General features: G+C 69.5%; 19 protein-coding genes. 14 read left to right on the forward strand and 5 right to left on the reverse strand.

Annotation, left to right across the window (positions count from 1 at the left end):
• Window positions 1-509 precede the first annotated feature (509 nt).
• Window positions 510-761 carry a hypothetical protein gene (locus tag ACIRYZ_RS43425; RefSeq protein WP_402954215.1) on the forward strand — a complete coding sequence of 84 codons (252 nt, stop codon included), beginning with the start codon at window positions 510-512 and terminating at the stop codon, window positions 759-761.
• A 107-nt stretch (window positions 762-868) separates the two neighbouring features.
• Here ACIRYZ_RS43425 and ACIRYZ_RS43430 read toward each other — a convergent pair whose 3' ends face one another.
• Window positions 869-1,345, reverse strand: coding sequence for a helicase associated domain-containing protein (locus tag ACIRYZ_RS43430; protein ID WP_402954268.1), 477 nt, complete (start codon window positions 1,343-1,345; stop codon window positions 869-871).
• Window positions 1,346-1,605: 260 nt separating this feature from the next.
• Here ACIRYZ_RS43430 and ACIRYZ_RS43435 point away from each other — a divergent pair, with 260 nt between their 5' ends.
• Window positions 1,606-2,055, forward strand: a complete 450-nt coding sequence (locus tag ACIRYZ_RS43435) for a hypothetical protein (RefSeq protein ID WP_402954218.1) — start codon at window positions 1,606-1,608, stop codon at window positions 2,053-2,055.
• Between the two features lie 223 nt (window positions 2,056-2,278).
• On the opposite strand, the gene ACIRYZ_RS43440 is transcribed toward ACIRYZ_RS43435, so the two are convergent.
• Window positions 2,279-3,520 carry an ATP-grasp domain-containing protein gene (locus ACIRYZ_RS43440; RefSeq protein WP_402954221.1) on the reverse strand — a complete coding sequence of 414 codons (1,242 nt, stop codon included), beginning with the start codon at window positions 3,518-3,520 and terminating at the stop codon, window positions 2,279-2,281.
• A gap of 301 nt (window positions 3,521-3,821) precedes the next feature.
• Between ACIRYZ_RS43440 and ACIRYZ_RS43445 the strand changes: the two genes are divergently transcribed.
• From ACIRYZ_RS43445 to ACIRYZ_RS43480, 8 genes are all read left to right on the forward strand, one after another.
• Window positions 3,822-5,105 carry an FAD-dependent oxidoreductase gene (locus ACIRYZ_RS43445; protein ID WP_402954224.1) on the forward strand — a complete coding sequence of 428 codons (1,284 nt, stop codon included), beginning with the start codon at window positions 3,822-3,824 and terminating at the stop codon, window positions 5,103-5,105.
• A gap of 6 nt (window positions 5,106-5,111) precedes the next feature.
• Window positions 5,112-5,732, forward strand: a complete 621-nt coding sequence (locus ACIRYZ_RS43450) for a hypothetical protein (protein WP_402954227.1) — start codon at window positions 5,112-5,114, stop codon at window positions 5,730-5,732.
• Entirely contained in the window at window positions 5,732-6,541 is an 810-nt protein-coding gene (locus ACIRYZ_RS43455; RefSeq protein WP_402954230.1) for an aldo/keto reductase, read from the forward strand. Before ACIRYZ_RS43450 ends, ACIRYZ_RS43455 begins: the two co-directional genes overlap by 1 nt.
• Window positions 6,542-7,819, forward strand: coding sequence for a condensation domain-containing protein (locus ACIRYZ_RS43460; protein ID WP_402954233.1), 1,278 nt, complete (start codon window positions 6,542-6,544; stop codon window positions 7,817-7,819). It abuts the gene before it with no gap.
• Between the two features lie 153 nt (window positions 7,820-7,972).
• Window positions 7,973-8,224, forward strand: a complete 252-nt coding sequence (locus tag ACIRYZ_RS43465; RefSeq protein ID WP_402954235.1) for a phosphopantetheine-binding protein — start codon at window positions 7,973-7,975, stop codon at window positions 8,222-8,224.
• Window positions 8,225-8,275: 51 nt separating this feature from the next.
• A complete protein-coding gene (locus ACIRYZ_RS43470; RefSeq protein WP_402954238.1) occupies window positions 8,276-9,781 on the forward strand; it encodes an AMP-binding protein in 1,506 nt (501 codons plus the stop codon).
• 45 nt (window positions 9,782-9,826) lie between these two features.
• Complete coding sequence (locus ACIRYZ_RS43475; protein WP_402954241.1) at window positions 9,827-10,978, forward strand: hypothetical protein; 1,152 nt, start codon at window positions 9,827-9,829, stop codon at window positions 10,976-10,978.
• Window positions 10,971-12,224 carry an MFS transporter gene (locus ACIRYZ_RS43480; protein ID WP_402954244.1) on the forward strand — a complete coding sequence of 418 codons (1,254 nt, stop codon included), beginning with the start codon at window positions 10,971-10,973 and terminating at the stop codon, window positions 12,222-12,224. The genes ACIRYZ_RS43475 and ACIRYZ_RS43480 overlap by 8 nt, the downstream gene beginning before the upstream one ends.
• 689 nt (window positions 12,225-12,913) lie before the next feature.
• On the opposite strand, the gene ACIRYZ_RS43485 is transcribed toward ACIRYZ_RS43480, so the two are convergent.
• Window positions 12,914-13,330: a hypothetical protein gene (locus ACIRYZ_RS43485; protein ID WP_402954247.1), complete on the reverse strand. Its 417-nt coding sequence runs from the start codon at window positions 13,328-13,330 to the stop codon at window positions 12,914-12,916.
• 389 nt (window positions 13,331-13,719) lie between these two features.
• On the opposite strand from ACIRYZ_RS43485, the gene ACIRYZ_RS43490 reads away from it, so the two are divergent.
• A complete protein-coding gene (locus tag ACIRYZ_RS43490; RefSeq protein ID WP_402954250.1) occupies window positions 13,720-15,225 on the forward strand; it encodes a hypothetical protein in 1,506 nt (501 codons plus the stop codon).
• A gap of 1,181 nt (window positions 15,226-16,406) precedes the next feature.
• Window positions 16,407-18,131, forward strand: coding sequence for a GAF domain-containing protein (locus tag ACIRYZ_RS43495; protein ID WP_402954253.1), 1,725 nt, complete (start codon window positions 16,407-16,409; stop codon window positions 18,129-18,131).
• A gap of 143 nt (window positions 18,132-18,274) precedes the next feature.
• On the opposite strand, the gene ACIRYZ_RS43500 is transcribed toward ACIRYZ_RS43495, so the two are convergent.
• Window positions 18,275-18,955 (reverse strand): helicase associated domain-containing protein, encoded by a 681-nt coding sequence (locus ACIRYZ_RS43500; RefSeq protein WP_402954256.1) that lies wholly within the window; start codon window positions 18,953-18,955, stop codon window positions 18,275-18,277.
• A 353-nt stretch (window positions 18,956-19,308) separates the two neighbouring features.
• Between ACIRYZ_RS43500 and ACIRYZ_RS43505 the strand changes: the two genes are divergently transcribed.
• Entirely contained in the window at window positions 19,309-19,674 is a 366-nt protein-coding gene (locus tag ACIRYZ_RS43505; protein WP_402954259.1) for a hypothetical protein, read from the forward strand.
• Window positions 19,675-19,794: 120 nt separating this feature from the next.
• Here ACIRYZ_RS43505 and ACIRYZ_RS43510 read toward each other — a convergent pair whose 3' ends face one another.
• On the reverse strand, window positions 19,795-22,959 hold the full coding sequence (locus ACIRYZ_RS43510) for a tetratricopeptide repeat protein (RefSeq protein ID WP_402954262.1): 3,165 nt from the start codon (window positions 22,957-22,959) through the stop codon (window positions 19,795-19,797).
• 315 nt (window positions 22,960-23,274) lie between these two features.
• Here ACIRYZ_RS43510 and ACIRYZ_RS43515 point away from each other — a divergent pair, with 315 nt between their 5' ends.
• Entirely contained in the window at window positions 23,275-23,460 is a 186-nt protein-coding gene (locus ACIRYZ_RS43515) for a hypothetical protein (RefSeq protein ID WP_402954265.1), read from the forward strand.
• Window positions 23,461-24,643: the final 1,183 nt, after the last annotated feature.

The raw sequence follows: 24,643 nt of genomic DNA on the forward strand, positions 1-24,643 counted from the left end.
GCTACCTCACGCCACTCGAGATTCGGCGGCGGCACCGGCAAGGTCACACCCTCGCGGCGTAGACAGAGAGTGTCCAACCGCAGGGTGGAACTTCATGACCTTGCTGGGGCCCGACCTGGGCACGGACAACCTGGGCACAGACCCTCCGGGGTGAACGTTGGAGCCGGGTTCCCGCAGAGCTCCCCACCCTGACGGTTGCGGGCCCGCCCGCAGGGGCGGGTGGAGGACGGGGAGAAAGCTGCGACGGAATGCGCGCTACGGATTGATCTGTATGACCTGACTACTAGTTAGTTGTCTAGATTTACTAGTTACTTGACACCAGGTCATGCAGATCAATCCGTAGCACGATCATACCTGGGCCGCCCTCACACGGGTGCATGGTTGGACTTACAGAGAAGCGGGGCCGCAGCACTAAGCCGCAGCCCCGCTCGACACACACGACCCAGGCGGCACACGCCACCAAGCACCGCCGCCTCGGGTTCCAACCGCTCCCCACCGAAGGAGACCAGTTGCCCACCAACACTAACCCGAACCAGGTCCGCGAGAGCGCGGCCATCAACATCAACATGAGCGGAAACGCTCAGCTCAGCCTCAACGGACCGCTCAACTACGCGGACCACGGCTCCACCAACACGGTCACCACGGCCGCGCCAGCGACCACCGGTACCACGGCCAAGACCCCGTTCTGGAAGAGCGGCGTCTTCTGGGCCGCCGTTGCGGCGCTTGCCGCAGTGGCCGGCGCCATCGCGGCCTTCAAGTAACCCATCGGGGTCGGGGAGGCCAACACCTCCCCGACCCCGATGACCGCTTGCCCCGGGGAAGCTCACCGCGGCGCCGACCAATCGGGATACCCGTCGGCCGAGCCGACCTACCAAGCCGCTCCCAGGGCCTCCAGTTGCCCGAGCTGCTCCTTGGTCAGCTTGTCGCGGCGGGCCTTCTGGTTGTTCAGCCAGGACCCGAGGGACACCCCGTCCTCCTTGTGGGTGCGCGGCACCCGGACGTGCCCCTCACGCTCGACGAAGGCTGCGAGCGCCGCCAGACCGGCACCGAACCGGTCGGCGCGCGACACCTTCGGCTTCGCCGCGGCCGCAGCCCGCGCGGCGGCGAGCTCCTGGTCCTCCTCGATGCCGAGCGCCGCGAGCAGGTCCCGCTGCTCCTGGTCAAGCTCGGCCCACCCGGCCCGCTGCGCCCGCACCCACCGGCCGAGCTGCTCGCCCTCGAACGTGGTCTCCACCGGCAGCTGGGCCCAGTCGACCCGGCCGTCGGACTCCAGCCACCACTGCCGGGCCACGGCGTACGTGCGCTGCCAGACGATCAGCCAGCGCGGCGCCCACCACGGGTCGATCCCCTCAACGCGGCACGCCGCTGCGGGTCGAGCGCCCCCGGCTCACCCGCCGGCACCTCGGCGGCTTCCGCCGACTCCACCGCCGCTACGAACGCAAGGCCGACCACTTCGCCGCCTTCGCCAGCATCGCAGCAGCTTTCATCTGCACCCGGAGACTCCCCACATGACTTCTAAAAGCACCTGCAGGGCGCACTACTCATTTGTGACTTGTTTACTGAGGTTATTTGTCTTCAGAGCCCTGAACTGCAAGGGTATCCACCATGAGGATCACGATCACCGTGGAGAACCCGACCCTCGAGGCGCTCGAGAAGCTGCTCGCCCTCGCCGCCATACCGACTGCGGTCGTGACTGCGGTACCCGACGACCGCTGGACGCCAGAGCGGGCCCGCTCCTACTACGACCGCCTCCCGCCCCGCGCCCAGCAGATCCTGCTCCAGGTCGTTGAAGGCGAAGGCGAGTGCAGCGCAGACGAGTTGAAGGCAAACGGCCGGCACCTGCGGGGATCCACCGGCGCCTTTCGGCGTGTGCTCTCCGAGGGCAAGCGAACCGGCCTCTGGCCGGACGCCTTGCCGGTACCACTGGTGTCACACATCGTCGCCGGGCGGCTCAAGAAGCTCGAGATGCCGGGGTCCGGTACCGATCAGTTCGCACACTCGGCCTTTGCGGAAGGACTGCGTGACGTGCTGTCCACTGGGCGGCACGGTCACTGATAGTGTGCCGGACCCTCCGAACCCGCGACTCCGTGGTGGCGCGGAGTACCCCCGGAGCGATTGGTCCGCGGCTTGAGTGGGTGGGCCGGTCGGGACGGTACTGGCACCCGCTGTTCAGGAACCCGGAGGCCAGCCGTAGTAGGGCACGGCCGTGAGGCCGTGCCCGGCGGTGTCTCCAGGGCGAACCGCGACTACCTTCAGAAGAGGTTGGAACCGGGCGAGTTCACCTTGAGGGCGTGATGTCGACCGGCATATCGGCGAAGGCCGACGTGAGAGAAGCCTCGCATTCGTCGGCTGACGGCGCTGCGACGATCGCGTACCCCAGGCGCGCCATGTAACCGCGCGGGGGGAGGGCGACCTCCGTGCCCGCGGCGAGGAGCGCGCCGCTGGCGACGAGGTTGGGGTGGGATTCGGGGCTGGGTAGGCTGATGGCGTTGAACATTCCGTCCCGGTCGGCGTACACGATCCGGTGGGCTGCGCTGCCCCGGGCGGAGCGCTCGATGGCTGCGGGTTCCCCGCAGGCGATTCGGGCGGCGATGGACGCCCCGTCGAGTCCGATCGCCAGCTTCGCGAGGTGCGGGATAAAGTCGCCGGCGAGGCGGCCGTTGACCTCGATGATCACCGGCCCGTCCGGTGTCAGCCGGAGCTCGGTGTGAGTCACGCCGGTGCGGATCCCGAGTGCCGTGTGCGAGCTCCGCAGCATCTCGATCAGGTCGACATCGGAGAGCAGCGGGTCGTCGGCGTCGATGGAATGGCCGGCCTCCTCGAAAAACGGCTCCGGGCCCAGGCGCTTGCGGACTACGTACATCGGCTCCAGCCGGCCGTCGACCACGGCGCAGTCCACGGCGATCTCCGGGCCCACCAGGAACTGTTCCACCAGGGCGCCGCCGCCGTGGCGCTGGGCACCGTCCCGCGCGGCCGACGCGGCGATGCGGAAGCCTTCCTCGATGTCCGCCGCCGAGCGGACCATGACGACGCCGATGCTGCCGGCGAGCCCACGGGGCTTGAGGACCACCGGGTACCCGAACTGCTCGCCGATCGCGGCGGCTTCCTCGACGGTCTTGGCGAAGGCGAAGCGGGGCTGGCGGACACCGGCGTCCGTCAGCAGCTGCCGGGTCCGTTCCTTGTCGCGGCAGTTCTCAGCGACGCCGTGGCCGAGTGACGGGAGACCAAGTTCGTCTGCGATCCGGCAGGTGGCGGAGAGGAACATCTCCTCGAAGGTGAGAACGCCGCGAATGGCGATCGATTCGGCCAGATTCTGTACGGCATCGAGGAGGAAGGAAAGGTTCGTGCTCACCTGGGCCGAGTTCAGGCGAGGTATCACCGTGTGCCCGGAGATGTATTCCAGCTGCCACGTGGGCTCCCGATCGGTGAGCAGCCAGATGCGGTTTCCGGAGAGTGATCGGAAAAGTTCCTCCCGATATTCCTTGGGCCCGGTCCCCACGACGAGAAGAAAGCGTTCCATTGGCATATGACCCCCATTGTTGGATTCGGCGAGAGATCGCTCGTGATGGGGGAAATTGATGCCTATGTCCGATTTGGGCGCGCTTCTCCGGAGATGGTGGGAAGCGGGTCATGCCGCTCCCCCCGGTGCGGCTCGCAGGCTCAGACACTACGGCCCCAAGGGCGCCGCGGCAAGGGTCTTTTCTGCCTGGTGATCGCCTTGGCCTGCGGTGACGTCGCTTGTGGGTCCGGTCACACGGTGGTTGCGGAGGTCAACCCTCCGTGTATTGTTAACCTCCAGTTCACCGCAGCAGCACCTGCGGTTGGGGGAATATCGCGGGGGCGATAGCCAGGCGCAGCCATGCGGGCGACGGTCTGGCGGCTCAGGGGCGGAACGCCATTCCGAGGCCTCGTGGAGGCTTTCATCGGGCTCGGCCATCTCCTTCTGCTTTTCTGAATATGGGGGCTTCATGAATTCCATACGGTCGTGCGACGTCGTCGTGGTCGGCGCTGGATTTGCAGGACTTATGTGTGCGGACCGACTCTCCAGGCTCGGATACACGGTCACCATCATCGAGAAGGCGCCGGCGACCCTTGCGGGAACCAGCAGCCGGAATGAGGGATGGCTGCACGCCGGCACCTACCACGCCTTGTCCGTGCGGGACCGCCGCGAAGCGGCAGCCGTCGCCAAGCGCTGCCGCTACGGCTGGGAGGAGATTCAGCGACGCTTTCCCGAATGCGTGGAGGTCGAGAAGGGCAAGGCCGTCGCGATCCTGCCCGAAGCACACCTCGCGGAATCGCTGAGCCGCTGGGAGGAGGCCCGGGTCGGCCACGCCCGGCTCAGCGCCTCGCAGCACGAGCAGCTGGCCGACCACGTCCGCGTCGGCGCGGACGAAGCCGCCTTCGCGGTCGACGACCTGGGGATCAACACCCGGATGCTGGCGGCCAGTCTCATTGCCGAGTTGCGTACCCGCGGCGTGCGAATCCTCCTCGGGGCCCGGATCCTCGGCCGCTCGAACGACCGGATGCGCGTCGCCACCGCGGAGGGGAGCTTCGACCTCGTCCACCGGTTCGTCGTCTGCGCGGCCGGCTTCGAGACCGAACGGGCCTGTGCCGACCTGGAGATCCCGCCGGTGAAGGTCCGACTGTGGCGCAGCCACCTGGTGACCGTTCCCAAGGCGGCGCCGGTGTCGGTGTTCGGGGTGGCTCCTCAGCAGGCCGCGATGATCAACCACGGGGCGTGGAGCATCATCGGGTTCAACGAGGATGCAACCGTCGTGGACCGCCCGACCTTCGAGGTGGACCCGGTGATCGCCGACCGCCTCGAGGAGGCCGTCCGGTGGCGCTTCCCCAAAGCCGATCTAAGCGCAACCAAGCGGACCGCCTGCGTGAAGGTCGACTACGCCACGCACGAGGACAGCGCACGGTCTCTGAACATCCGCATGCTGCCCGTGCTCGACAATGCCGTGGTCGTCCTGCCGGGGAAGATGACCGAGGCTCCCTACAGCGCCAACGTCGTCGCCAGCCACGTCTTCGAAATGCTCGGCCAGGGCGGCGTCACGGCCCGTCCCATCGACACCTACGAGTTGACCAACCAGGGGAGCTGACCGCACGTGCAGGACCAGATCATCGGACGGATGGACGAGCAGCGCCGCAGGAACGGGTTCCTGACGCTCGCCGAGATGGCCGCCCTCGCCGAGACGAACATCGTCTTCGACCCGTTCTCAACGCTGATCGCCCGCGACGCCGTCATCGGTGAGGGCAACACCTTCTTCCCCGGCGTCGTCGTACAGTGCGACGGCGGGGAGTGCTCCATCGGCAACGGCAGCACCTTCTACCCGTCGACCTTGGTGATTGCCGCCAATGGCGGGCGGATCGCCATCGGCGACGGGTGCTCCCTCGGCCCCGGCGGCGTCCAGATCAAGGCCAACCAGTCCGGTTCGGTGCTGTCCGTCGGTAACCGGGCGCGGTTGCTCAACGGCGCCGAGCTCGTCGGATCCAGCGTCATCGGCGCCGGCGCCCAGGTCATCGGCGCCGTCTCGGCACAGGGCGTTCAGCTGGCCGGAGGCGACGACTTCACCGGCCCCGACCCGGACCTTCGCGGTGCCGTGCTCAAGGGCACCGGGCTCGCCCGCGGGACCCGGCTGGCGGCCGGAGACGTCCTCAACGGCCTCGGCGACTTCGCCACGGCCGCCGTCGAGCGCCAGCTGGCCTACCACCCGCGGAGCAAGTGATGAACGGGACGACGGCCGACCGGGTGCGCGCAGTCACGCTCGGGCTTGGCCTGATCGGCATCGGCCGGCCGTGGCCGACCCCGGATGCCCCGGTGTGCCCGGCCGAGCAGGCCTGGGCGCTGCTCGACCGGGCGGTCGAACTGGGCATCCGCTTCTTCGACACGGCCGCCGCTTACGGTCGGAGCGAGGCGGTGCTCGGCGAGTACTTGCGCAACCTGCCCGTCGGCCGACGGGACGACCTGCTGATCGCGACCAAGTGCGGTGAGGCCTGGCCCGCCCCGGAGGGCCCGCCGGACCACTCGCTCGGCGCCCTGGAGGCGAGCTTCGCACACTCCCTCGAGCTGCTGGGGCGCGTCGATCTGCTCCAGCTACACAAGTGCACGGTCGAGGATCTGCGCGACGAGCACCTCCTGGCCTGGTTCGAGGGCCTGCGGACCTCCGGCGAGGTGGGCGCGGTCGGGGTCAGCGTTTCCTCCGAGGAGGCGTTGCGAGCGGCGCTTGACGCCGCCGTCTTCGACACCGTCCAATTCCCGGCGAACTCCGCCAACACCGGCTTCACCGCTGCGTTCACCGAGGCCGAACGCACCCACCTGCCCCTGCTCAACCGGCCGATGGCGTCCGGCGCGATCGCCGGCACCGGCAACCCCTTCGCCTTCCACTCGGCGGCCTTCCGGCGAGCGGTCGTCCTGACCGGCACCACGAAGGTGAGCCACCTCGAGGCGAACGTGGCGGCGTTCGCCTCCGCCACGGCCATAGCCACAGCTGCGACCACCGTCGAAGCCGCAGCGACCACAGACCAGGAGCAGTAGATGACCACGCCCGAGACCCCGACGACGCCGGCAACCGTCCATCCCCTGGCACCGCAGCAGCGCCGCATGCTCGAGTTCATCGGCGGGCGGGTCGACTCCTACTACCTCATGGTCGAGGCCTTCATCCTCAAGGGCGACCTGGACGTCGAGGCCCTGCGGCAGGCGGTCGGGCACGTCCTCGACCGGCACCAGGTGCTCCGCTCCGCCTTCCCAGCCGACCAGGACGGCTACCAGACCATCGGTCCCGCCACCGACCTGATCGACCGGATCTGGACCGAGGCACCCGGCGGGCGCTTCGCCTCGGCCGACGAGGCGCTGGGCGCCGGCCTCGACACGGCGGCCCGCCCGATGGACCTGGACAGCGAACCCCCGCTCAGGATGTGGCTGACCCGCCTCCACCCGGACGAGGCCGTCCTGATCGTCTGCGGACACCACCTGGTGTTCGACGCTTGGACGTTCATGCTCTTCTACGAGGACCTCGCCGCCGAATACCGGGCCATCACCGTCGGCGGCAAGCCGCGACGGGTCCCGCCGCAATACCCCGACGCCCAGGCTCCGCAGGACGACAAGGCGCTCGACGGCTGGTCTACGCTCCTCGGCCGCCGCTACCGGGGCATCAGGGCACTGGACGCCGCCGCCGAGACGCCCAAGGGCCCCGGGGCCGTTCACCGCCGGGTCTGGCCCAGGCTGAGCGCCGGAGTGGTCGCCGCCGCCAAGAGCCACTCGGTCACCCCGTTCGTCATCGCCTCCGTGGCCATGTTGCAAGCCCTGTCGGACGTCCTCGGCGACCAGGAGGCCGTGTTCGGCTCCGCCTACGCGGGCCGGACCACAGCGGCCTCCACGAACGCGCTCGGTTACTACTCGACGACCCTCTTCGTCGGCGAGGACCTCGGCGCCCACGAGTCGGTGGCGGAGCTCATCACCTCCGTCAGCAACGGACTGAAGCAGTGGCACCACGGCGCGCGCATCCAGTGGGAGGACCTCCTCGCCCGCTACGACGCCCAGGACCTGTACCCGGTGAAGTTCGCCTTCCAGCCCAAGGAACTGGCGGAACGGCAGATCAAGCTGCCGGGAATCGAGACCTCGAGGATCAGCCGACCGAACGCGGCTCCGTCTGCACGCCGCCCAGTCGACCTCATCGGCTCCTACGACGCCGACGCCGTGACGGTGTCGATGACCGCGCGCACCGACGTGCTGACCGACGAGCGGGCGGTGGCGCTCATCGACGCCTTCGGCCAGCGGCTCACGGCCCTCGCCGAATCGGCACCGGCGCGCTGACTGCGGTGCCGGCCCGCTGACGGCGGCACCCGCGCGTTGACCGCGGCGCCGACCCACTGGCCGAGGGACCAGGCCGTCAGACCATCACCCGGACCCCCGGGATCACCACAACCCGCACGCCCGCCGAGGCCGTGCCAGGAACGGAGAACAGCAGTGCAGCGCGAACTCGACGTCATCGAGAAGGAGATCACGGCCCTGTGGGCGGAAGCCCTCGGCCTCGACAGCGTCGCCGGTGACGAGGACTTCTTCGACCTCGGAGGCACCTCCATCACGGCGATCCGGCTGCTTCCCGAGATCACGGAGCGCTTCGGCGTGGAGCCGACCATCGGCGTGATCTTCGACCACCCCACCGCGCGCGAGATGGCGGCCGTCCTGGCCGACCTCGGCGCCCGGGTCGAGGGCTGACCCGCCGACGGTCGACCCACACACGAACGCAACCGAACTGGGGGGACATCCTTGAGCACACAACGGCCCGGCGGACCGGAGACGCATCCCGTCGTCCGCCTCCTCGACTGTGCGGTCGCGGCCCGGCCTGACGGCATCGCGATCGAAGCACCCGACCGCACGATCAGCTACCAGGAGCTCGGGGAGGAGGTGTCCGGCCTCGCCGCACGGCTGCGCCGTCAAGGGGTCGCCCCCCAGGACCGGATCCTCATCAGGGGCGAGCGGAGCAGCCACTTCGTCACGGCCCTGCTCGCCACCTGGGCGGCGGGGGCCGTGCCGGCGCCGGTCGACGGCGCGCACCCCGAGGCCCGCATCGCACGGTACCGGGCAGCCGCCCGCGCCCAGTGGATGCTGTCCCCGACGCTGGAGCCGGAGTCGGCTCCAGCGCTGTCCCCGGCGCTGGCCCGGCTGGACGACGACGGTGAAGCCGCACCCTGGAGCGGCCTAAGCCACATCCTCTTCACCTCCGGCACCACCGGCGATCCCGCCGCGGTCGCCGTCGGAGCGGAACCGCTGCGGGCGATGTCCGCCTGGTACGCGCGGGAGTTCAACCCCGGCCCGACCGACCGGGTCGGACTACTGGGCGGCCTGGGCCACGACCCGGTCCTGCGCGACGTCATCGCCGCGCTGCTCGGCGCCGCCACCCTGGTCGTACCCGGTCCCGACGTGCTGGCTATGCCGGGCCGACTGGTCCAGTTCACCGGGAGCGCGGAGCTCACCATCCTCCACTGCACCCCGGCACTGCTCGAGTTCGGCATGCTCCTGGGCACCGAGGAGGACCGCAGGCTGCCAAACGTGCGGCTGATTCTGTGCGGCGGCGCCCCGCTTCCGAGCGCGGTGGCGGAACGGACGAAGGTCCTCTGCGATACCGCCCGCCTGTTCAACGTCTACGGCACGACGGAGACCCCGCAGGTCGCCGCCGCCCACGAACTGCGCGCTCCGCGCAACACGGACACAACCTCGCCCACCAGCGTCGGCGAGCACCTGCCCATCGGCAGCGGCGTCGCGGGAGCGGCCGTCCTGCTGGGAGCCGAACTGCCCGGAGCCGACCTGGCAGCGGACGAGATCGTCGTACGCAGCGGCCACCTGGCCCTCGGCTACCTCGACGACCAGCGCGCCAAAGACCGCTTCCGGCCGGACCCGCTGGGCGAAGCAGGCTACCGCCTTTACCTGACCGGGGACCTGGGCGCCCGCGGAACCGACGGCGAGCTATACGTCACCGGCCGCGCCGACCGGCAGATATCCGTCAACGGCTACCGGGTCGCCCTACAGGAGATCGAAGCAGCCGCCACCCGCCACCCGCACGTCACCAGGGCGGCCGCGGCACTGGAGGCGGGCCCGCGCGGCGACGTCCTCGCGATCACCGTCACCATCCGCGACGACAACGCCGTCACCGCGGCCGAGCTGCGCCGTCACCTGCGCGGCGAGCTGCCGGCGCACGCGGTCCCCTCGGCCGTGCGCTTCGGGGAGTCGGTCCTCGACCGGAACCACAAGGCACGACTGGTGTCCAACGGCTGACCGAGCGCCACAGAACAGGATTCACCGATGCATCACCCTGACATAGTGAGGTTCCCGCAGATCGAGGAGGTGCCGGAGAGCCTCTGGTACGACCTCCGCGAATCGAACTCCCTCTTCACCGGCCGCGACTGGAGCCTGACCCTTCGCCGCTCCAACCCGGCCGTCCCGGTGGAGTTCTGGGCGGCCCGCGACAGCGCCGGCTGGCTGCTCGGCCTCCCCGTCCACGTCTACCCCCAGGCACCCGGCCGCTCCACCTACGACGTGTGGTCGCTGCACCGGGACGACGTCGAGCCCGCCCCGGACTCCGAGCACCGCGCCCGCCGCCACGTCCTCATCGGCACCCGCAACGGGCAGCGCAACGGGTTCCTGCGTTCCGCCCGACCGCAGGACCCAGCGCTCGCCGGACGACTCGTCCAGGCGATCGCAGAGGAGTACCGGACGAGCGTGGTCGGCATGCTCTACCTCGACCGCGCGCTCCTGGACGAGGTCCGCAGCCAACTCGTCGACTGGCACGCTGGCTTCATCGACGCGGCCGCCGAGCTGCGGGTGCCCGCCGGCGAAACGGACCTGGACGCCTTCCTCGGGACCGTCTCCGACAACCACCGCCGACGCCGCATCCGCGCCGAACTGCGTTCCATCGCGGCCGAGGAACCGGCGGAGCGCATCGACTCGGTCAGCGAGATCGAGGAACTGGCCCCCGTGCTGGCACCGCTCCTGGTGAAGGTCAACCAGCGCCACGGCCAGCCCTCCGACGAGGCGAGCATGGCCTCATACATCCGCGCCAGCGCCAACTCGGGCCTGCAGCCGCAGCTCTTCCTCACCGGAACCCGCACCGAGCCCAGGGCCTTCTCGCTGAGCGTCCAGGACGACCGCCTGATGTCGGTACGCGTGGGCGGCCACGACGCCGACCGGCTCGGGAACCGGGCCCTGGACTACCCGCGCGTCGTCTTCTACGAACCGCTGGCGTACGCCATGCGCGTCGGCCTGAAAGCCATCGACCTCGGCGTCGGGGCCCTCTACACCAAGATGCTCCGAGGGGCACACACCGTGCCGCTGTACAGCCTGGTCCGGATCCCCGACGACCTCCCCACCACCATCACCGCGGACGGGGACCGGACCCGGCTCGCCGGCCTGCGCGCCGGGAACCCGAAGCTGTCCGAGGAGACCCTGCTCGGTTGGGCGGTCGACCATGGCTAACCAGCTCCTCGAGCGCGAACCGCACATCAGCTGGCGGCAGTTCAACAACTACTGGGCGAGTCAGACGTTCGCCCAGGCGGCTGGCCAGGTACTCAACGTCGGATTCCCGCTCATCGCGGCGGACCTCCTCGACCTGCGGCCGTCCGAAGTCGCGGTCACCACCTCCCTGCAGTTCATCCCCTACCTGCTGATCACCCCCATCGCGGGCCTCGTCGTAGACCGCGTCAACCGCATCCGGCTGGTGATGGCCTGCCACGCGCTGCGCGCCGTCCTCCTCGCGCTGGCCGGCCTGCTCGCCGCCAACGGCTCCCTGAGCGCCCCGGTCCTGTGGCTCACCGTGTTCCTGGCGGGTGCGCTCAACGCCCTCGCGAGCGTCGGCACCCTCGCCCTGGTACCCGACCTCGCACCCGAAGGCGGCCTGGCCAAGGCCAACAGCCGCCTGCAACTGTCCATGTCGATCACCCAGGTCATCGGCCCCTCCGCTGCCGGCCTCCTGCTGGCCGTCTCCGGGAACCTGGTCTTCCTCGCCATCGCCCTGGCCTTCGCCCTGGCCGCGGCCATGATCGTCCGTACCAGGACCCGCGAGGTCGAACGGGAGCAGGAACCCGCAGACTCCTGGCTGGCGAACATCGCCGCCGGGGCCCGGTTCGTACGCCGCACCACGGCCCTGTGGGTACTGCTGCTCCAGATGACCCTGTTCAACCTCTTCGAACAGGCGGTCATCACGCTCTTCATGCTGTTCGCGCTCCGCGAGCTGGACCTGGACTCCACCCAGGTCGGCCTCGTCTTCGGCGCGGGAGCGATCGGATCCGTGGTCGGCGCCTGGCTCGCACCGCGGTTCAAGAGTGCGCGAGGCATCTCGGCCATCCTCGTCCTGTCCACCGGCCTCGCCTCCGTCGCCCCCTGCGCGCTCGCGTTCGTCCCCAAGGGCTCGCCCGCCGTGTCCATGGCCATGAGTGGCCTCACCTTCTGCCTCTACGGGTTCGGACTGACGGTCTTCAACGTCCACTCGAACACCCTCCGCCACCAGATGGCCCCGAGGGAACTGCAGGGCCGGCTCGCCGCCGTCTTCCGCACCAGCGCCTTCACCTCGGTCGCCCTGGGAGCCGCCCTCGGAGGCGCGCTCGCCGAGCACATCCCGTTCCGGACCGCGATCGGCATCGCCTGCGCGGGCCTGGTGTCCGCCTTCATCCTGTTCGCGGTGCTGCTCCCGCGCGCCACCAGGGGCGCCACGAGCAGCGCGTGACCCGGCACGTCGGGGGAGCCGTGCGCTGGGGCGGGCGTGATCAACAGGCCCGTCGTGGCCGATCAAGGGCGCTGCCACTGCGGCAGAGAGACGTGGGGAGAAGAACTGGGCCCCGCGAAGAACATTCCCCGTAACCTCATAGCTTGAGTAAGCTGCGCGGTGGTTCTCCTACAACGGCTGGAGAACCACTGAGCAGCCTCTGAGGGTGTCCGGGCCGCACCTGTCACTCAGGCGGACTCGCTGGTGAGAAGGAAGTCGTCGACGGCGTCCATCAGCAGTTCGGGACGGCCAAGCCAGTAGCCCGACTGCCGCAGTCGGCTGGGGCCCGACCCGGCCCATACTCCTGCGAACCCTGTGTCGGTCGCAGACCTCGGCGAACGCGGCCAAGGGGCCCGGCCCAGGTCCCGGCCTGGGCGCGCGGGCCGGCTGCGGGAGGCGGACAGCTCCAGCCGCGCGGGTGCGGCGGCGGTGTCGGGGCGGGTGGTGTCGGTCGGCGGCGGCTGCCGCCGTAGTGCCGCAGGCGTCACCGCCGGTACCGCCGCCGCGCCGCGGCCCCGGCGCCGCCGGCGCCTACCACGGCACCGGACCTTCGCCGCAGCCGCCGCCCGCGCGGCGGCCAGCTCCCGGTCCTTCTCGATACCGAGCGCCGCGAGCTCAGTCCACCCAGACCTGCTACCGCCCTGCGGAGGTCAGGCCTGGGCTTGTTGGTGGTGCCCGGTCTGTTCGGCAGGCTGGTCGAGTTGCTGCTGGCGGCGACGCTGTTTGTTGCGCAGGTCCTCGACGCGCTGGGTGAACCTGGCCAGGGCGAGGTCTTCCTCGTTGGAGCCGAACTCTTGATAGGCACCGACGCCGAGAGCGAGGGCGTAGGCCTCTTCCTCCCAGCCGAGGCCGCCCAACAGCGCGGCTGCCGCGCCCGTTCCTCCCAGAGCGCGCACGCGGGACAGACGCCGACACTGTGCTGCAGTTCGCTCCGCCCCTCGGAGTTTTTGCCGTGCCTCGGCGAGCTTGGACTGTTCGTCGCGATGTTCCTGGAGGAGCCGGGCCTCCTCGTGAGCCCGTAACACTTCTTCGGCGTTGCCTCGACGGTGTGCCGCATCGTCATCCATGCTCCGAGCCACCCTGGCCCCCTCCCGTTGCGGCCGCACCCCCGGCAGCCCGGCCCACGATGTCACGGACCTGCTCGACCTGACCCCTTTTCCGGCCGATTGACCACAGCTCCGCGCAGCCACGCTGCCCGCGGCGCACCGCCCCGGGCTCCGGCCACGTTCCCGTGCAGAGCTGCTCGCCCTCCGGCGCTTGGAAACAATTGTTTCCAAGCCGTTCGACCCTGGCCCGCAAGCAGGTGAGCAGCTCGAAGAAGCCCCGCACCTCCTCCGCAAACCCCAGGGCGGCGATCGGTAGCCAGCTGTTCCATTCCGGCCCCCGTTGCACACCGTGATCGATAGGGTGCGGAGCATGATGATCCGCACCGATGGCGGGCAGGAGGAGTAGCTGCATGGGACTGCGAACCACGTACCTCGGCAAGGCGGAGATCCAGGAACTGCTCGGTACGAACTCGTTCGGGATGTGGCGACTTCCGCGCCAGCACGGCGACTTCCCCGCACCCGAGACCGACATCTACCACGGCCCCTTCGATGACAAGCCCGACGGGCCCGTATGGGACGCCCACGACGTCTACCGGTGGGCCGCCCGCACCCCGGAGTTCCAGCACCGCGGCGCCGTCCTGCTGCGCCCTCTTTTCGGCCAGCGCCAGCCGGGGCGCTTCCTCGGCCACCAGGACACCGCCCACGGGCCCGCCACCGACTGGCACACCAGCCTCGGCGTCATCCGCATGCTCCACACCGACGAGAGCCACGCCGCCGCAGCCATGGCCGCCGACCTGGCCGACGAGCACAACCGCGAGATCGTCACCGTCTGCTCCCTGTACGGCGACCTCAACGCCGTTACCGGCCCGGCCCTGGTCGCCGCCGACACCGCCCAGCCCCGCATCGAGTACGAGGCGAGCTGGGCCCGCATCGTGAAGCTCACCGGCCAGCCCCTCCCCTGGTGGCCCGACCACCTGCGCCGGTTCGAGGTCACCAGCCGCTGGCAACCGGACTCCCCGGCCGTGATCGCCGAGGTCCCCGCCACGCCCCGCGAGAAGACCCTGCGCCGGGTCGCGGCGAACACCTCCTTCAGCCAGGCCGCCCTGGCGGCGCTGACCAACATGGCCGACGACATGCGCAACGACCGCGTTCAGACCGTCGTGCACGACATCAAGACCTACGGCGACCACATCGCGACCCCGGGGCGGCTCGTCATCGCGGCGATGCACGACACCCGCAACCACCCCATCCCCCTGGTGAAGGACGACGCCCTCCTACGGCAGGGATGGGAGGAGATCACCCGCAGCACCGAACCGGATGCCGTCGAAGCCCTCGACATCGCGCTCGGCCGCCACCCCAAGCTGCTGCCCTTCGGGCGCTTCACCCAGCTGCCGGTGACCGACCACCCGGTCGTCGAGCGGTGGACCCGCCGCCTGTCCCTCTGCGACCCCACCGCCGGCCACGCCACCCTCGCCGAAGGCAAGACGGTCGACGCCTTCTTCACCGACCCCCTGACCGACATGCCGGTCGTCCGCACCAAGGACGACGACGAGAGCCACGCCCGGTGGCTGTTCTACGTCCCGCTGTCCCTGCCGGCTGGCCGCGGCGAGCTGGCCTCCATCGTCCTGTACGGCCCCGTATGGATCACGACCACGGATGGGTTGGTCCACCCCGCCCCCTGCATCCCCGGCGAACAGCTGTGGTGGGGCAACGCAGGGGGCGAGCGTCCCCGCGAGCTCTCCCACGTCGTCAACCTCCTCCTCGACGACCTCGGAGCCCGTATCACCCTCGACAACCACTGGAACAGCGCCCCGGACGGGCTCACCAGCCTGTTCAACGAGGACCACAAGCAAGGCACTGAACTCACCCGCGCCGCACTGCTCCACGCCCGCATCACTCCCAAGCCACGCCGCTAACCCACCAACAGCCCCCGCAGAACGCCGCTGGCCGACCCCGCAGCCTCGCGAGGTCGGCCAGCAGCACCCGGCGGAAGCGACAAGCTGCCTACGCCCACTCCACGCCGTGCTCGGCGAGCTGCGCGAGCTGGCCGGCGTCAGCTTCGCCCGGCGGGCCTTCTGGTTGTTGAGTCAGGTGCCCAGCGCGAGGTGCGACACCACCACCTGCTCCTCACCCCCAGGACCCGCCTCCACGGCCTCCACGGGTTCCTTGTGCGGGCGGGGAACCGGGGGACGCCGCTCCCGCTCCACGAACTGGGCGAGCGCGGCCAGGCCCTGCCCTCGAACGCGGTCTCCACCGGCAGGCCGGCCCAGTCGACCCGGCCATCGGACTCCAGCCACCAATGCCAGGCGACGGCGTAGGAGCGCTGCCAGGTGATCGGCCACCGCGGCGCCTGCCCAGCCGAGGGCCGGTCCGTGCCCGGACCCCCCAGCGGGCAGTGAAGCGGTCCCGGACGGGGCGTCAGCGCCAGACCACTTCGACATGGGCAGCCAGGAATTGGAGTCCCCAGATCACAGCGCTCGCACCGATCGTAGAACCGACCCCGATCAGTACCTGCTCGCCCACCTGACCACCCCAGCGCCCCCGTGACCTGGATCGCCCCGCCATCTCTTCACGAGGCGGTTGCGCACGGCGCTCCGTACCGTCCCACCCGGCCACGCTGTGCGCCTGACCGCGCGGCTCCAACTCGTTCACGCTCTTCTCCATTCGTTCTGTCCATCAAGAGCAGGGACCAACACACCAGGCCAGGAACCCGACCCCAGCCTGGTGCGGTGGTATCCGGACCGCCTGCGGCCGTTCTGTGAGGTTGCACCGTAGGGGGACTTGCCGCCGCTCAGAGCTGCGTTCTCCGGCACCGAACGACGGTGGCCAACCCCCCCACCATCCGATAGCCCAGACGGCCCACGGGAAGCCGACGACAACCGGATAGCTCACAGCAACCGCTAGGGCCCAGCCAGCACGGCACCGCCCGCACACTGACACGCAGAACCCTCCGACCGGCAGCCGCGACAAGCACAACAGCCCTTCCCCTACGACGGTTTGATCCCGTCGCCTAGGCTTCCGTCAGACACGGATGTTGCACCAGCCGCAACAGTTGCCAATCGCCTGCAACACCGAAAACACCCAATGAGGAAGCAGAGTGCTGGAGAAACGAGCCGAGCAACTACCTGAGCTGCATGAGCCGGAAGTTGAGGCATTCGCTGACTTCCTCAACCAGCTCTTCACCACCCTTGCCACCTCCCTCACCCGCTACGCCGCCCGCGTCAAACGAGACAAGGGCTCGGTCTCTCGCTACCTCAACGGTCGGCGCATCGCCCCCGAGGACTTCGTTGATGAACTCCTGCGCCAGGTCGCCGAGCTCACTGGCAACCCCGTCACCGATGACGTCCGCGTTCAGGCCTACCAACTCCGGCTAGAGGCGTTGCGTGTCCGCAACCCCTCCCAACACGAGCTTGAACAGCTTCGTGAAAGCCTCGGCGCAGCCGAACGCGAACTCCATCTCGCCAATGTTCGTGAACGCGCCCTGCTCAAGGCCGTTGTAGTCGCAGAGGAACGAGCGACCCAGGCCGAGCAGCGATACCGCCAACTGGAAAGCGACTGGGCCACCGTCCGCTACACCTCTGGATCTGCGGAGCTCGACATCTACACCCCGCCCGAAGGAGCAGACGAACTCCGGGGCGAGATTCGCGACCTCAAGACTGAGCTAGAAGCATTGCGGAGCGAGCTGTCTCGCGCTCAGGCGCTGAAACTCACCGCAGAGGAGCAGTGCGTCCAGCTGGAGAGCCGCCTTCTTGCTGCGGAGGCTACCTTGCAGATGGAGCGCACCCGAAGCCATGAGGGGAGTACCGCTGGTCCGGAGCAGTCGGAGCAGCTGGACAGACCCTGGACGGGAGGCGAGTCGGAGCCGTACGTCCGTCTCGCGACTTTCCGCACCTTGCAGCGGGTGGTGGCGGACCTCAATGCTGCCGGCAGCCTGGCGGGCACGCTGCAGGCCGTCGTCGAGGGCGCGGTGCACGGACTCGGCTTCGACGTCGCCGCGGTCAGCCTGGTCAGGCCGGACGGCGACCTGGTGGTGGCGGCGGTCTGGGAGCTGGAGGAGAGCCCGATGGGCGGGCCCTCGGTGCTGCTCGGCCAGGTCGGCTCGCGGGAGTCCTGGGACCGGCTGCTCAATGCGAGCGATCACTGGGGCACCCTGCGCTTCCTGTCGTACGACCGCGGCTGGGCGGTCGCCAGCGACTTCCCGCGCTGGATCGGGGAGGGACCGCTGCCCATCCACGCCGATGACTGGCATCCGCAGGACATCCTCTGCGCCCCGTTGCACAGTGCCGGCGGTGACCTACTCGGGGTGCTCTCGGTGGACCACCCGCGCAGCGGCAAGCGGCCCGGCGCGTGGACCCGCGAAGCTCTCGAGACCTTCTCCCTCCAGGCTTCCATCGCGATCGGCAACGCCCGGCTGCGGGCCGAGATGCAGCGCGTGCTGGCCCGGCTGGAGAAGGACCAGCAGGCCCTGCATGCCAGCGAGGAGAGCTTCCGACAGACCTTCGAGTACGCCCCCAGCGGGATGGCCATCACCGAACTGCACGGCGCCGGGCGCGGCCAGCTGACCAGGGTCAACGACGCGCTCTGTCGACTGCTCGGCCGCCCCCGCGCGGTGCTGCGCCAGCACAGCCTCGCCGACTTCGTCCATCCCGAGGACCGGGCCCTGTTGGAACGCGCTGGCACGGAAGCTGGCGTGGCTGAAGTTCGGCTGTCCCACCGGGATGGCAGCTATCAAAGGGTGTGCCTGCGACACTCCTTCGTTGTGGGCACCGATGAGGCGACGAGGTTTCTTATCACCACTGTTGACGCTCTCAAAAGGATGTGAAACGGCAACACCCCAGCTCGGTGGGCCGCCATCGGCTGACTACATCCAACAGTGCTCACCAGAACGTTGGAGGCCGCCACCCCAAGACTGAGGGCGGCGGCCTCCAAAGCCGCGGCGTTGCCGGTACGAGCTGAGACCCAGCCCTACCAGCCAACCCCGAGGGCCTCCAGCTGCCCGAGCTGCTCCGCGGTGAGCTTGTCGCGGCGGGCCTTCTGGTTGTTCAGCCAGGAGCCCAGAGACACCCCGCCCTCCTTGTGGGTGCGCGGCACCCGGACGTGCCCCTCACGCTCGACGAAGGCCGCCAGCGCCGCCAGACCGGCACCGAACCGGTCGACGCGCGACACCTTCGGCTTCGCCGCGGCCGCAGCCCGCGCGGCAGCGAGCTCGACGTCCTCGCCGATCCCGAGCGCCGCGAGCAGGTCCCGCTGCTCCTGGTCGAGCTCGGCCCACCCGGCCCGCTGCGCCCGCACCCACCGGCCCAACTGCTCGCCCTCGAACACGGTCTCCACCGGCAGCTGCGCCCAGTCGACCCGGCCGTCGGACTCCAACCACCACTGCCGGGCCACGGCGTAGGAGCGCTGCCAGGTGATCGGCCAGCGCGGGCACCACCACGGGTCGATCTCCTCCAGCGCGGCCCGCCGCTCCGGGGCGAGGGCCCCGGGCTCGCCCTCGGGCACCTCGGCGGCGGCCCGAAGACCAGCGAGCCAGGCCCCGATCGCGTACCCGCCAACAGCTGCCCGCGCTGGCGCCGCCAGCGACCCACCGTGTTCCTTCGCCCAGACCCGTGCCCAGTCCAGGCCAGCCTCGAAGCGGGCATCGCTCACAGACCAGACCATGCCGAGCGCATCGAGCATGTCAATCCGGTTGCGAATCTGCGCGCGAGTGTCACCTGGATCCGCACAGGGTGACACTCGCGCTCGGGTTGCTGCCATCGAGCCGGTGAGCTGCGGACATTCCGATCCGGACTGCTGAGTGGTGACAACCTGGTGCGGTTTTCGCAGTGACGGTTCGTGACGTTTCCGTAGGTCGGCGTGTGTCATCGCTGTGCAGATTCGCACGCGGTGTCGAATTTCCCGCCGTCAGACTACTGCCGGATCGTCGCTGCGCCGGGCAGGTGGCTGACCGGGTGGACTAAATCTGCCTGGGGCAGGCTGAGCCGTCTGGCAGGATCCATGGCGTGAGCGAGAATCTGGGCCATCGCCCCCCGATGTTGTTCGTGATCAACGACCGGCTGTGGATCGGCCCCCACCCGATTGACGGCATCCAGTGCGTCGCCCGGACGCGATCCAACACGCGGTGCAAGAACTGGGTCGAGACCAGCCAGGTCGGGCGCTGGGAGCAACTGGTCAGCAGACACGGGCTCATCAGCGTCTACGCGGTGGGCCGTGACGACCGGTGGCTCGCCCAGCACTGCGTACGGCACGACTCGCCGGACACGGTGGACCACGAGCTCCCGGACTGGGAAGCGTTCGGCGAGGACAACCCCGAGCACACCGCGCGGTTCGTGCGGCCCCTCCCCGACACCTGGGAGGCCATCGGCTAAAGGTCAGCGTGGCCGCCGCGCCGCCGCTGCTCCGCGCGCTGTCCGCCGACTGCAACACGGGGGTGCAACGCGCGCAACGCGGGCCCCGCGTTGCACCCATGACCTGGCCTTAGCATCCGGTCACCCATCGTCCTGCTCACCGTCCAAGTCCAGCACCTTCGCCGCTTCCTCCTCCGCACCGGCCCGCCGGTACGCCTCAGCAGAGTCCTGGCGCATCGCCCGGACGACATCCAACGGCCGTCCAGCCGCAGACAGAATGTCGGCGAGCTCCTCCAGAGCCTCACCACGCCGATGCTCATCCCGCAGGACCTCAAACATGGCCACCGACCGCTCACCCGCCTCAACCGCCGACTCGAACTCACCACGACCACGCAAGACCGCACCGAGGTTGTTCCAGGCCAGGGCTTGGCCGTGTTGGTCGCCGAGCTGCTCAAAGGTGGTGAGGGCGGTGCGCTGGGCCTGCTCGGCGGCCTCGAAACGGCGCAGCTCCTTGAGGGCGGTGCCGAGGTTCGTCCAGGCCACGGCTTGGCCGTGTTGGTCGCCGAGCTGCTCAAATGTGGTGAGGGCGGTTCGGTGGGCCTCCTCGGCGGCCTCGAACCGGCGCAGCTCCCCGAGGGCGTCGCCGAGGTTCGTCCAGGCCAGGGCTTGGCCGTGTTGGTCGCCGAGCTGCTCAAAGGTGGTGAGGGCGGTGCGCTGGGCCTGCTCGGCTTCCTCGAACCGGCGCAGCTCCTTGAGGGCGGTGCCGAGGTTCGTCCAGGCCACGGCTTGGCCGTGTTGGTCGCCGAGCTGCTGGTGGGTGGTGAGGGCGGTGCGGTGGGTCTGCTCGGCTTCCTCGAAACGGCGCAGCTCCTTGAGGGCGGTGCCGAGGTTCGTCCAGGCCACGGCTTGGCCGTGTTGGTCGCCGAGCTGCTGGTGGGTGATGAGGGCGGTGCGGTGGGCCTGCTCGGCTTCCTCGAACCGGCGCAGCTCCCCGAGGGCGACACCGATGTTGTTCCAGGCCAGGGCTGCGCTGTGTTCGTTGCCGAGCTGCTGGTGGGTGGTGAGGGCAGTGCGGTGGGTCTGCTCGGCTTCCTCGAAACGGCGCAGCTCCCCGAGGACGAGGCCGAGGTTGTTCCAGGCCACGGCTTCGCCGTATTGGTCGCCGAGCTGCTGGTGGGTGGTGAGGGCGGTGCGGTGGGTCTGCTCGGCTTCCTCGAAACGGCGCAGCTCCTTGAGGACGAGGCCGAGGCTGTTCCAGGCGCTGGCTTCGCCGTGTTTGTTGCCGAGCTGCTGGTGGGTGGTGAGGGCAGTGCGGTGGGCCTGCTCGGCTTCCTCGAAACGGCGCAGCTCCTTGAGGACGAGGCCGAGGCTGTTCCAGGCGCTGGCTTCGCCGTGTTTGTTGCCGAGCTGCTGGTAGGTGGTGAGGGCGGCGCGGAGGGCTTGTTCGGCTTCCTCGAACCGGCGTACCTCCCTGAGGGCGGTGCCGAGGTTGTTCCACGCCTGGGCCGTGTGGTCCTGGAAGTCCATCCCCAGTGCGATGTCCCGTGCGGTGGTGGCGACGGTGAGCAGGTCCTCGAGATGCCGGCGCAGGGACAGATATGTGGCCAGTTGTGCGGGAAGGTTCATCGCGATGTCGTGGTGGCCGGTGGTCTGGGCGGTGTGGACAGTGGCGATGAGGTTGGCGTGTTCGGTGTCGAGCCAGGTCAGGGCGTGTGCGCGATCGCGGAACCGGGCCTTGTCACCGCCGGCCGTCGGTTCGAGGTGGATGTTGGCGTCCCGGGCGGTGACCGTGTAGTGCTTGAGGAGGCGGCGCTGGGCTTTGGCGCTGGCGGTGGGGTGCTGCTGGGCTTGTTCGGTGGCGTAGGCGCGGACGAGGTCGTGCATGCGCCAGCGGGCCGTATCCGGGTTCTGGCGGATGAGGCTGGCCCTGGCCAGGCCGGCCAGCCTGAGACGGACGTCCTTGGTTTTGCCGGGGGTGAGCGCGGTCGCGGTGTCGGTGGAGATGTCGGGACCGGGGTTGACGGCGAGCAGACGGAAGAGTTCTGCCTGCGGGGGCGGCAGTCGCCGGTAGGAGCGCTCCAGAACGGCGCGGACGCCCCGGGTGCCGTCGTCCAGCATGTCCAGGCGCTCGCCGAGATCCTCCAGGTCGTCGGCGAGCTGCCTGGGCTTGATGCTGCGGTCGCCGATGAACTGTGCGGCGGCGATGCGCAGTGCGAGGGGAAGGTGGCCGCAGAGCTCGGCGACCCGGCGGGCGCCGCCGCGGTCCGCGCTGATCCGGCCGTCCCTGGGCAGAGCGGTACGTACCGCGGTGTCCATCAGGTCGACGGCCTGGCCGGGGTTGAGGACGTCGACGTCTACCAGTCGGGCGCCGAGGGCGGAGAGGTCGTCGCGGGAGGTGACCAGGAGCCGGTGGGGACCGTCGCCGGGGAGGAGGTGTTCGACCTGCTCGGTGTGGGAGGCGTTGTCGGCGATGACCAGCACGCGTTCGCCGGCGCGGGTGCGGGCGGCGAGCTGGGCCCGGTAGTAGGCGGCGCGCTGATCGGGGTCGGGCGGGATCTGCGCGGGGTCGACACCCAGGCCGCGGAGCACGGTGTCCAGGGCCTGGCCGGGCTCGGTGGGGGTGTCGTCGTAGCCGTGCAGGTCCAGGAACACCGCTCCGGTGAAGAGCCCGTCCGTGAGGGCGGCGTGGCCGGCGGCCAGGGCCAGGGTGGTCTTTCCGATCCCGCCCATGCCGTGCACCGCGGCCACCACCACGGCCGTACCACCGGCGCCCCCGGACAGCCTGATCGGCCCGCTATCCGCAGGCAGGCACTGAGGATCGATCAGGCCGAGGAGGTCTTCAAGATCGCGCTCCCGACCGGTGAAGCCAGGCGGAAGGACGGGCAGCGGGGCGAGCTGGGGAAGATCCGGCAGGGGCACGGCAGCCGCGCCGCCCCCGGTGTCTGAGGCGCTCCTGCCCTTGCTACTGATGCGGTCGAATTCCTCAACCATGGCCGCAACCCTGGTGTATGAGTTCTTCCATTCAGCGAGGTCCGTGCGAGCAGCCGAAAGGACTTTAACGGTTTTCTCGTCGTTCGCTTTACAGGCATTGACGAATGCCGCGACGTAATCCCAGTCGAACAGCCGGTAGACGCCCGCCCGGCCCTTCTGCAGCTCGCTGACAGCGGTTTTCGTGAGCGTATTACTGGTATCGGCCTTTATCAGCTGGGGCCCGTCCGGGTTGCCCGCCTCCAGGCGGAGCTGCCCGAGACGCTGCCCGAACTCGCGCAGCACCCGCTGCGACTCCTTGCTCTCCCCAGCCGCCACTTCGCTCCCCACCTGTCCTGCGCCGTCACCAGCAGCCCTGGCTGCGGCACCCCCAACCCGGTTGTCTGCCGCAGCCGGTCACCTCGGCCTCCGGTCGCACCGGCCTCTCTCCTCCAGGCGCGGCACGACCGCGATCGTCCGCGACCGTCCGTCGGCAGGTCTCTCAGCGTAGTCCTCCACCAGCACGAACATGGTGCGGATCCGGGATCACTGGGGTCCGTCCGCAGATCCGCAACCACGCCGGCATCCCCGGGATCGTGGTGCCCACGCCGCCCGGCTGACCAGCACTCACGACAGCCCTCTGGGGAGGACCTGATGTCCCGCAAGCACCACACCAAGGCCAAGACGACCACCCGCCTCGTCGTCAAGCAGCCGGCCCCGGCCCACGACGACACCGTCGAGCAGCGGCTGGCCGGCCAGATCGCCAAGGGCGCCGCCTCCGGCACCGCCCGCGCCATCGTCACCTGGCTCATCGGACAGGTCACCGAGCACCTCCACTGACCTGCTCGCGGGGTGCGGGCACCCGCTCCCGCACCCCGCACCAACAGTCCCCACCCCCTGACCTCAGGAGCAGCTGTGGGGTGGCGGTGGGTGTGCGGGTTGGGGTGATGGTTGGCCTGGGGTTTCGCGGGTTGGTTGAGAAAGTTGCGGGTTGGGGCTGGGTGGGGTGGGTCGGCTCTGGCGGGTGTTCGGTGTTGCTCGTGGAGAAGCGGGTGGGTGCTGGGCTGGTGGTTTCGCGGGTGTGGTGAGGGAGTTGCTGTTCCTTTGAGACGCTTTCTGGGTGTGGCGGGTTCGGTGAGAGCCCGGTAGGTGGCCATCAGTTCGTGGTGGTGCCGGCGGTGTGGGTGCGCGCTCGGCCGCAGCATCCACGTAGCTGTTGCTGGCCTCAGTGGCCATCTGGACCGTCACCCGCAGCCCATTCGGGGCCGGACTGTCCCGGACGGGGCGTCAAGCCCCGCACGATGGCCTCAAGAGCCTCCTCCTGGCGTACCGGCAGCGGACTGAGCGGGGCCATCAGGCCCGGCTTTACGACGTTCACGAAGACGTGTCTCCCCTCACCCCTCACCCATCCCCGCGCCCAGACCAGGGACCATACGGGAAATGCTGACGGTGTCCTACTGATACATTCGACGGACCGGCTCAGAAATCCAGCCGAGCGGAATACAATCCTGATTTAAGCGGTCATTCGACAGGATATTAGTCTCCGGTGTCGTAACTCCGATGAATACTCGAAATTCGCGGGTTCGGGACCCCGCTTCCGGCGGGATCGCCTGACGCTCAATGACTGATACATCGGGGACCGTTGCTCACCCTGTCAGGGTAGCGCCCCCTGCCCCGCCGAGAGGCTCGAATCGCGATCCAGACCGTGGCCTAGACCAATGTGCCGAGTGAAGCCGACCCGTACGCGCCCCGACGCGCAGCCCCTCCCTCAGTCAGCCTGTCTTGAGTTCAGCCAAAGTGGCTGCTCAGTGATGTGATCGAGGCTCAGCCACCCGGCACCATGGAGCGAAGCGGAGTGGTGCCAGCCCGAGCGCGGAGCGCCGGGCCCACCCGGGCGAAGCCCGGGTGCGGACACGCGGAGCGGGTCCGCCGCCTGACCGAAGGTCAGGCGCGAACGGAGGGCCGAAGGCCCGTAGGGACCCGCTCCGCGGGGGATCGGTAGAGGGGCGGGGTGGGGAAGAGT

The sequence above is a fragment of the Kitasatospora sp. NPDC101155 genome (genome assembly GCF_044768305.1).
Classification (GTDB): Bacteria; Actinomycetota; Actinomycetes; order Streptomycetales; family Streptomycetaceae; genus Kitasatospora.

Bases quoted from the DNA above. Each gene is read 5' to 3' on its own strand.
- ACIRYZ_RS43435 (WP_402954218.1), top strand. From the start codon at position 1,606: ATGAGGATCACGATCACCGTGGAGAACCCGACCCTCGAGGCGCTCGAG.
- ACIRYZ_RS43440 (WP_402954221.1), bottom strand. From the start codon at position 3,520: ATGGAACGCTTTCTTCTCGTCGTGGGGACCGGGCCCAAGGAATATCGG.
- ACIRYZ_RS43455 (WP_402954230.1), top strand. From the start codon at position 5,732: ATGAACGGGACGACGGCCGACCGGGTGCGCGCAGTCACGCTCGGGCTT.
- ACIRYZ_RS43460 (WP_402954233.1), top strand. From the start codon at position 6,542: ATGACCACGCCCGAGACCCCGACGACGCCGGCAACCGTCCATCCCCTG.
- ACIRYZ_RS43480 (WP_402954244.1), top strand. From the start codon at position 10,971: ATGGCTAACCAGCTCCTCGAGCGCGAACCGCACATCAGCTGGCGGCAG.
- ACIRYZ_RS43485 (WP_402954247.1), bottom strand. From the start codon at position 13,330: ATGGATGACGATGCGGCACACCGTCGAGGCAACGCCGAAGAAGTGTTA.
- ACIRYZ_RS43490 (WP_402954250.1), top strand. From the start codon at position 13,720: ATGGGACTGCGAACCACGTACCTCGGCAAGGCGGAGATCCAGGAACTG.
- ACIRYZ_RS43515 (WP_402954265.1), top strand. From the start codon at position 23,275: ATGTCCCGCAAGCACCACACCAAGGCCAAGACGACCACCCGCCTCGTC.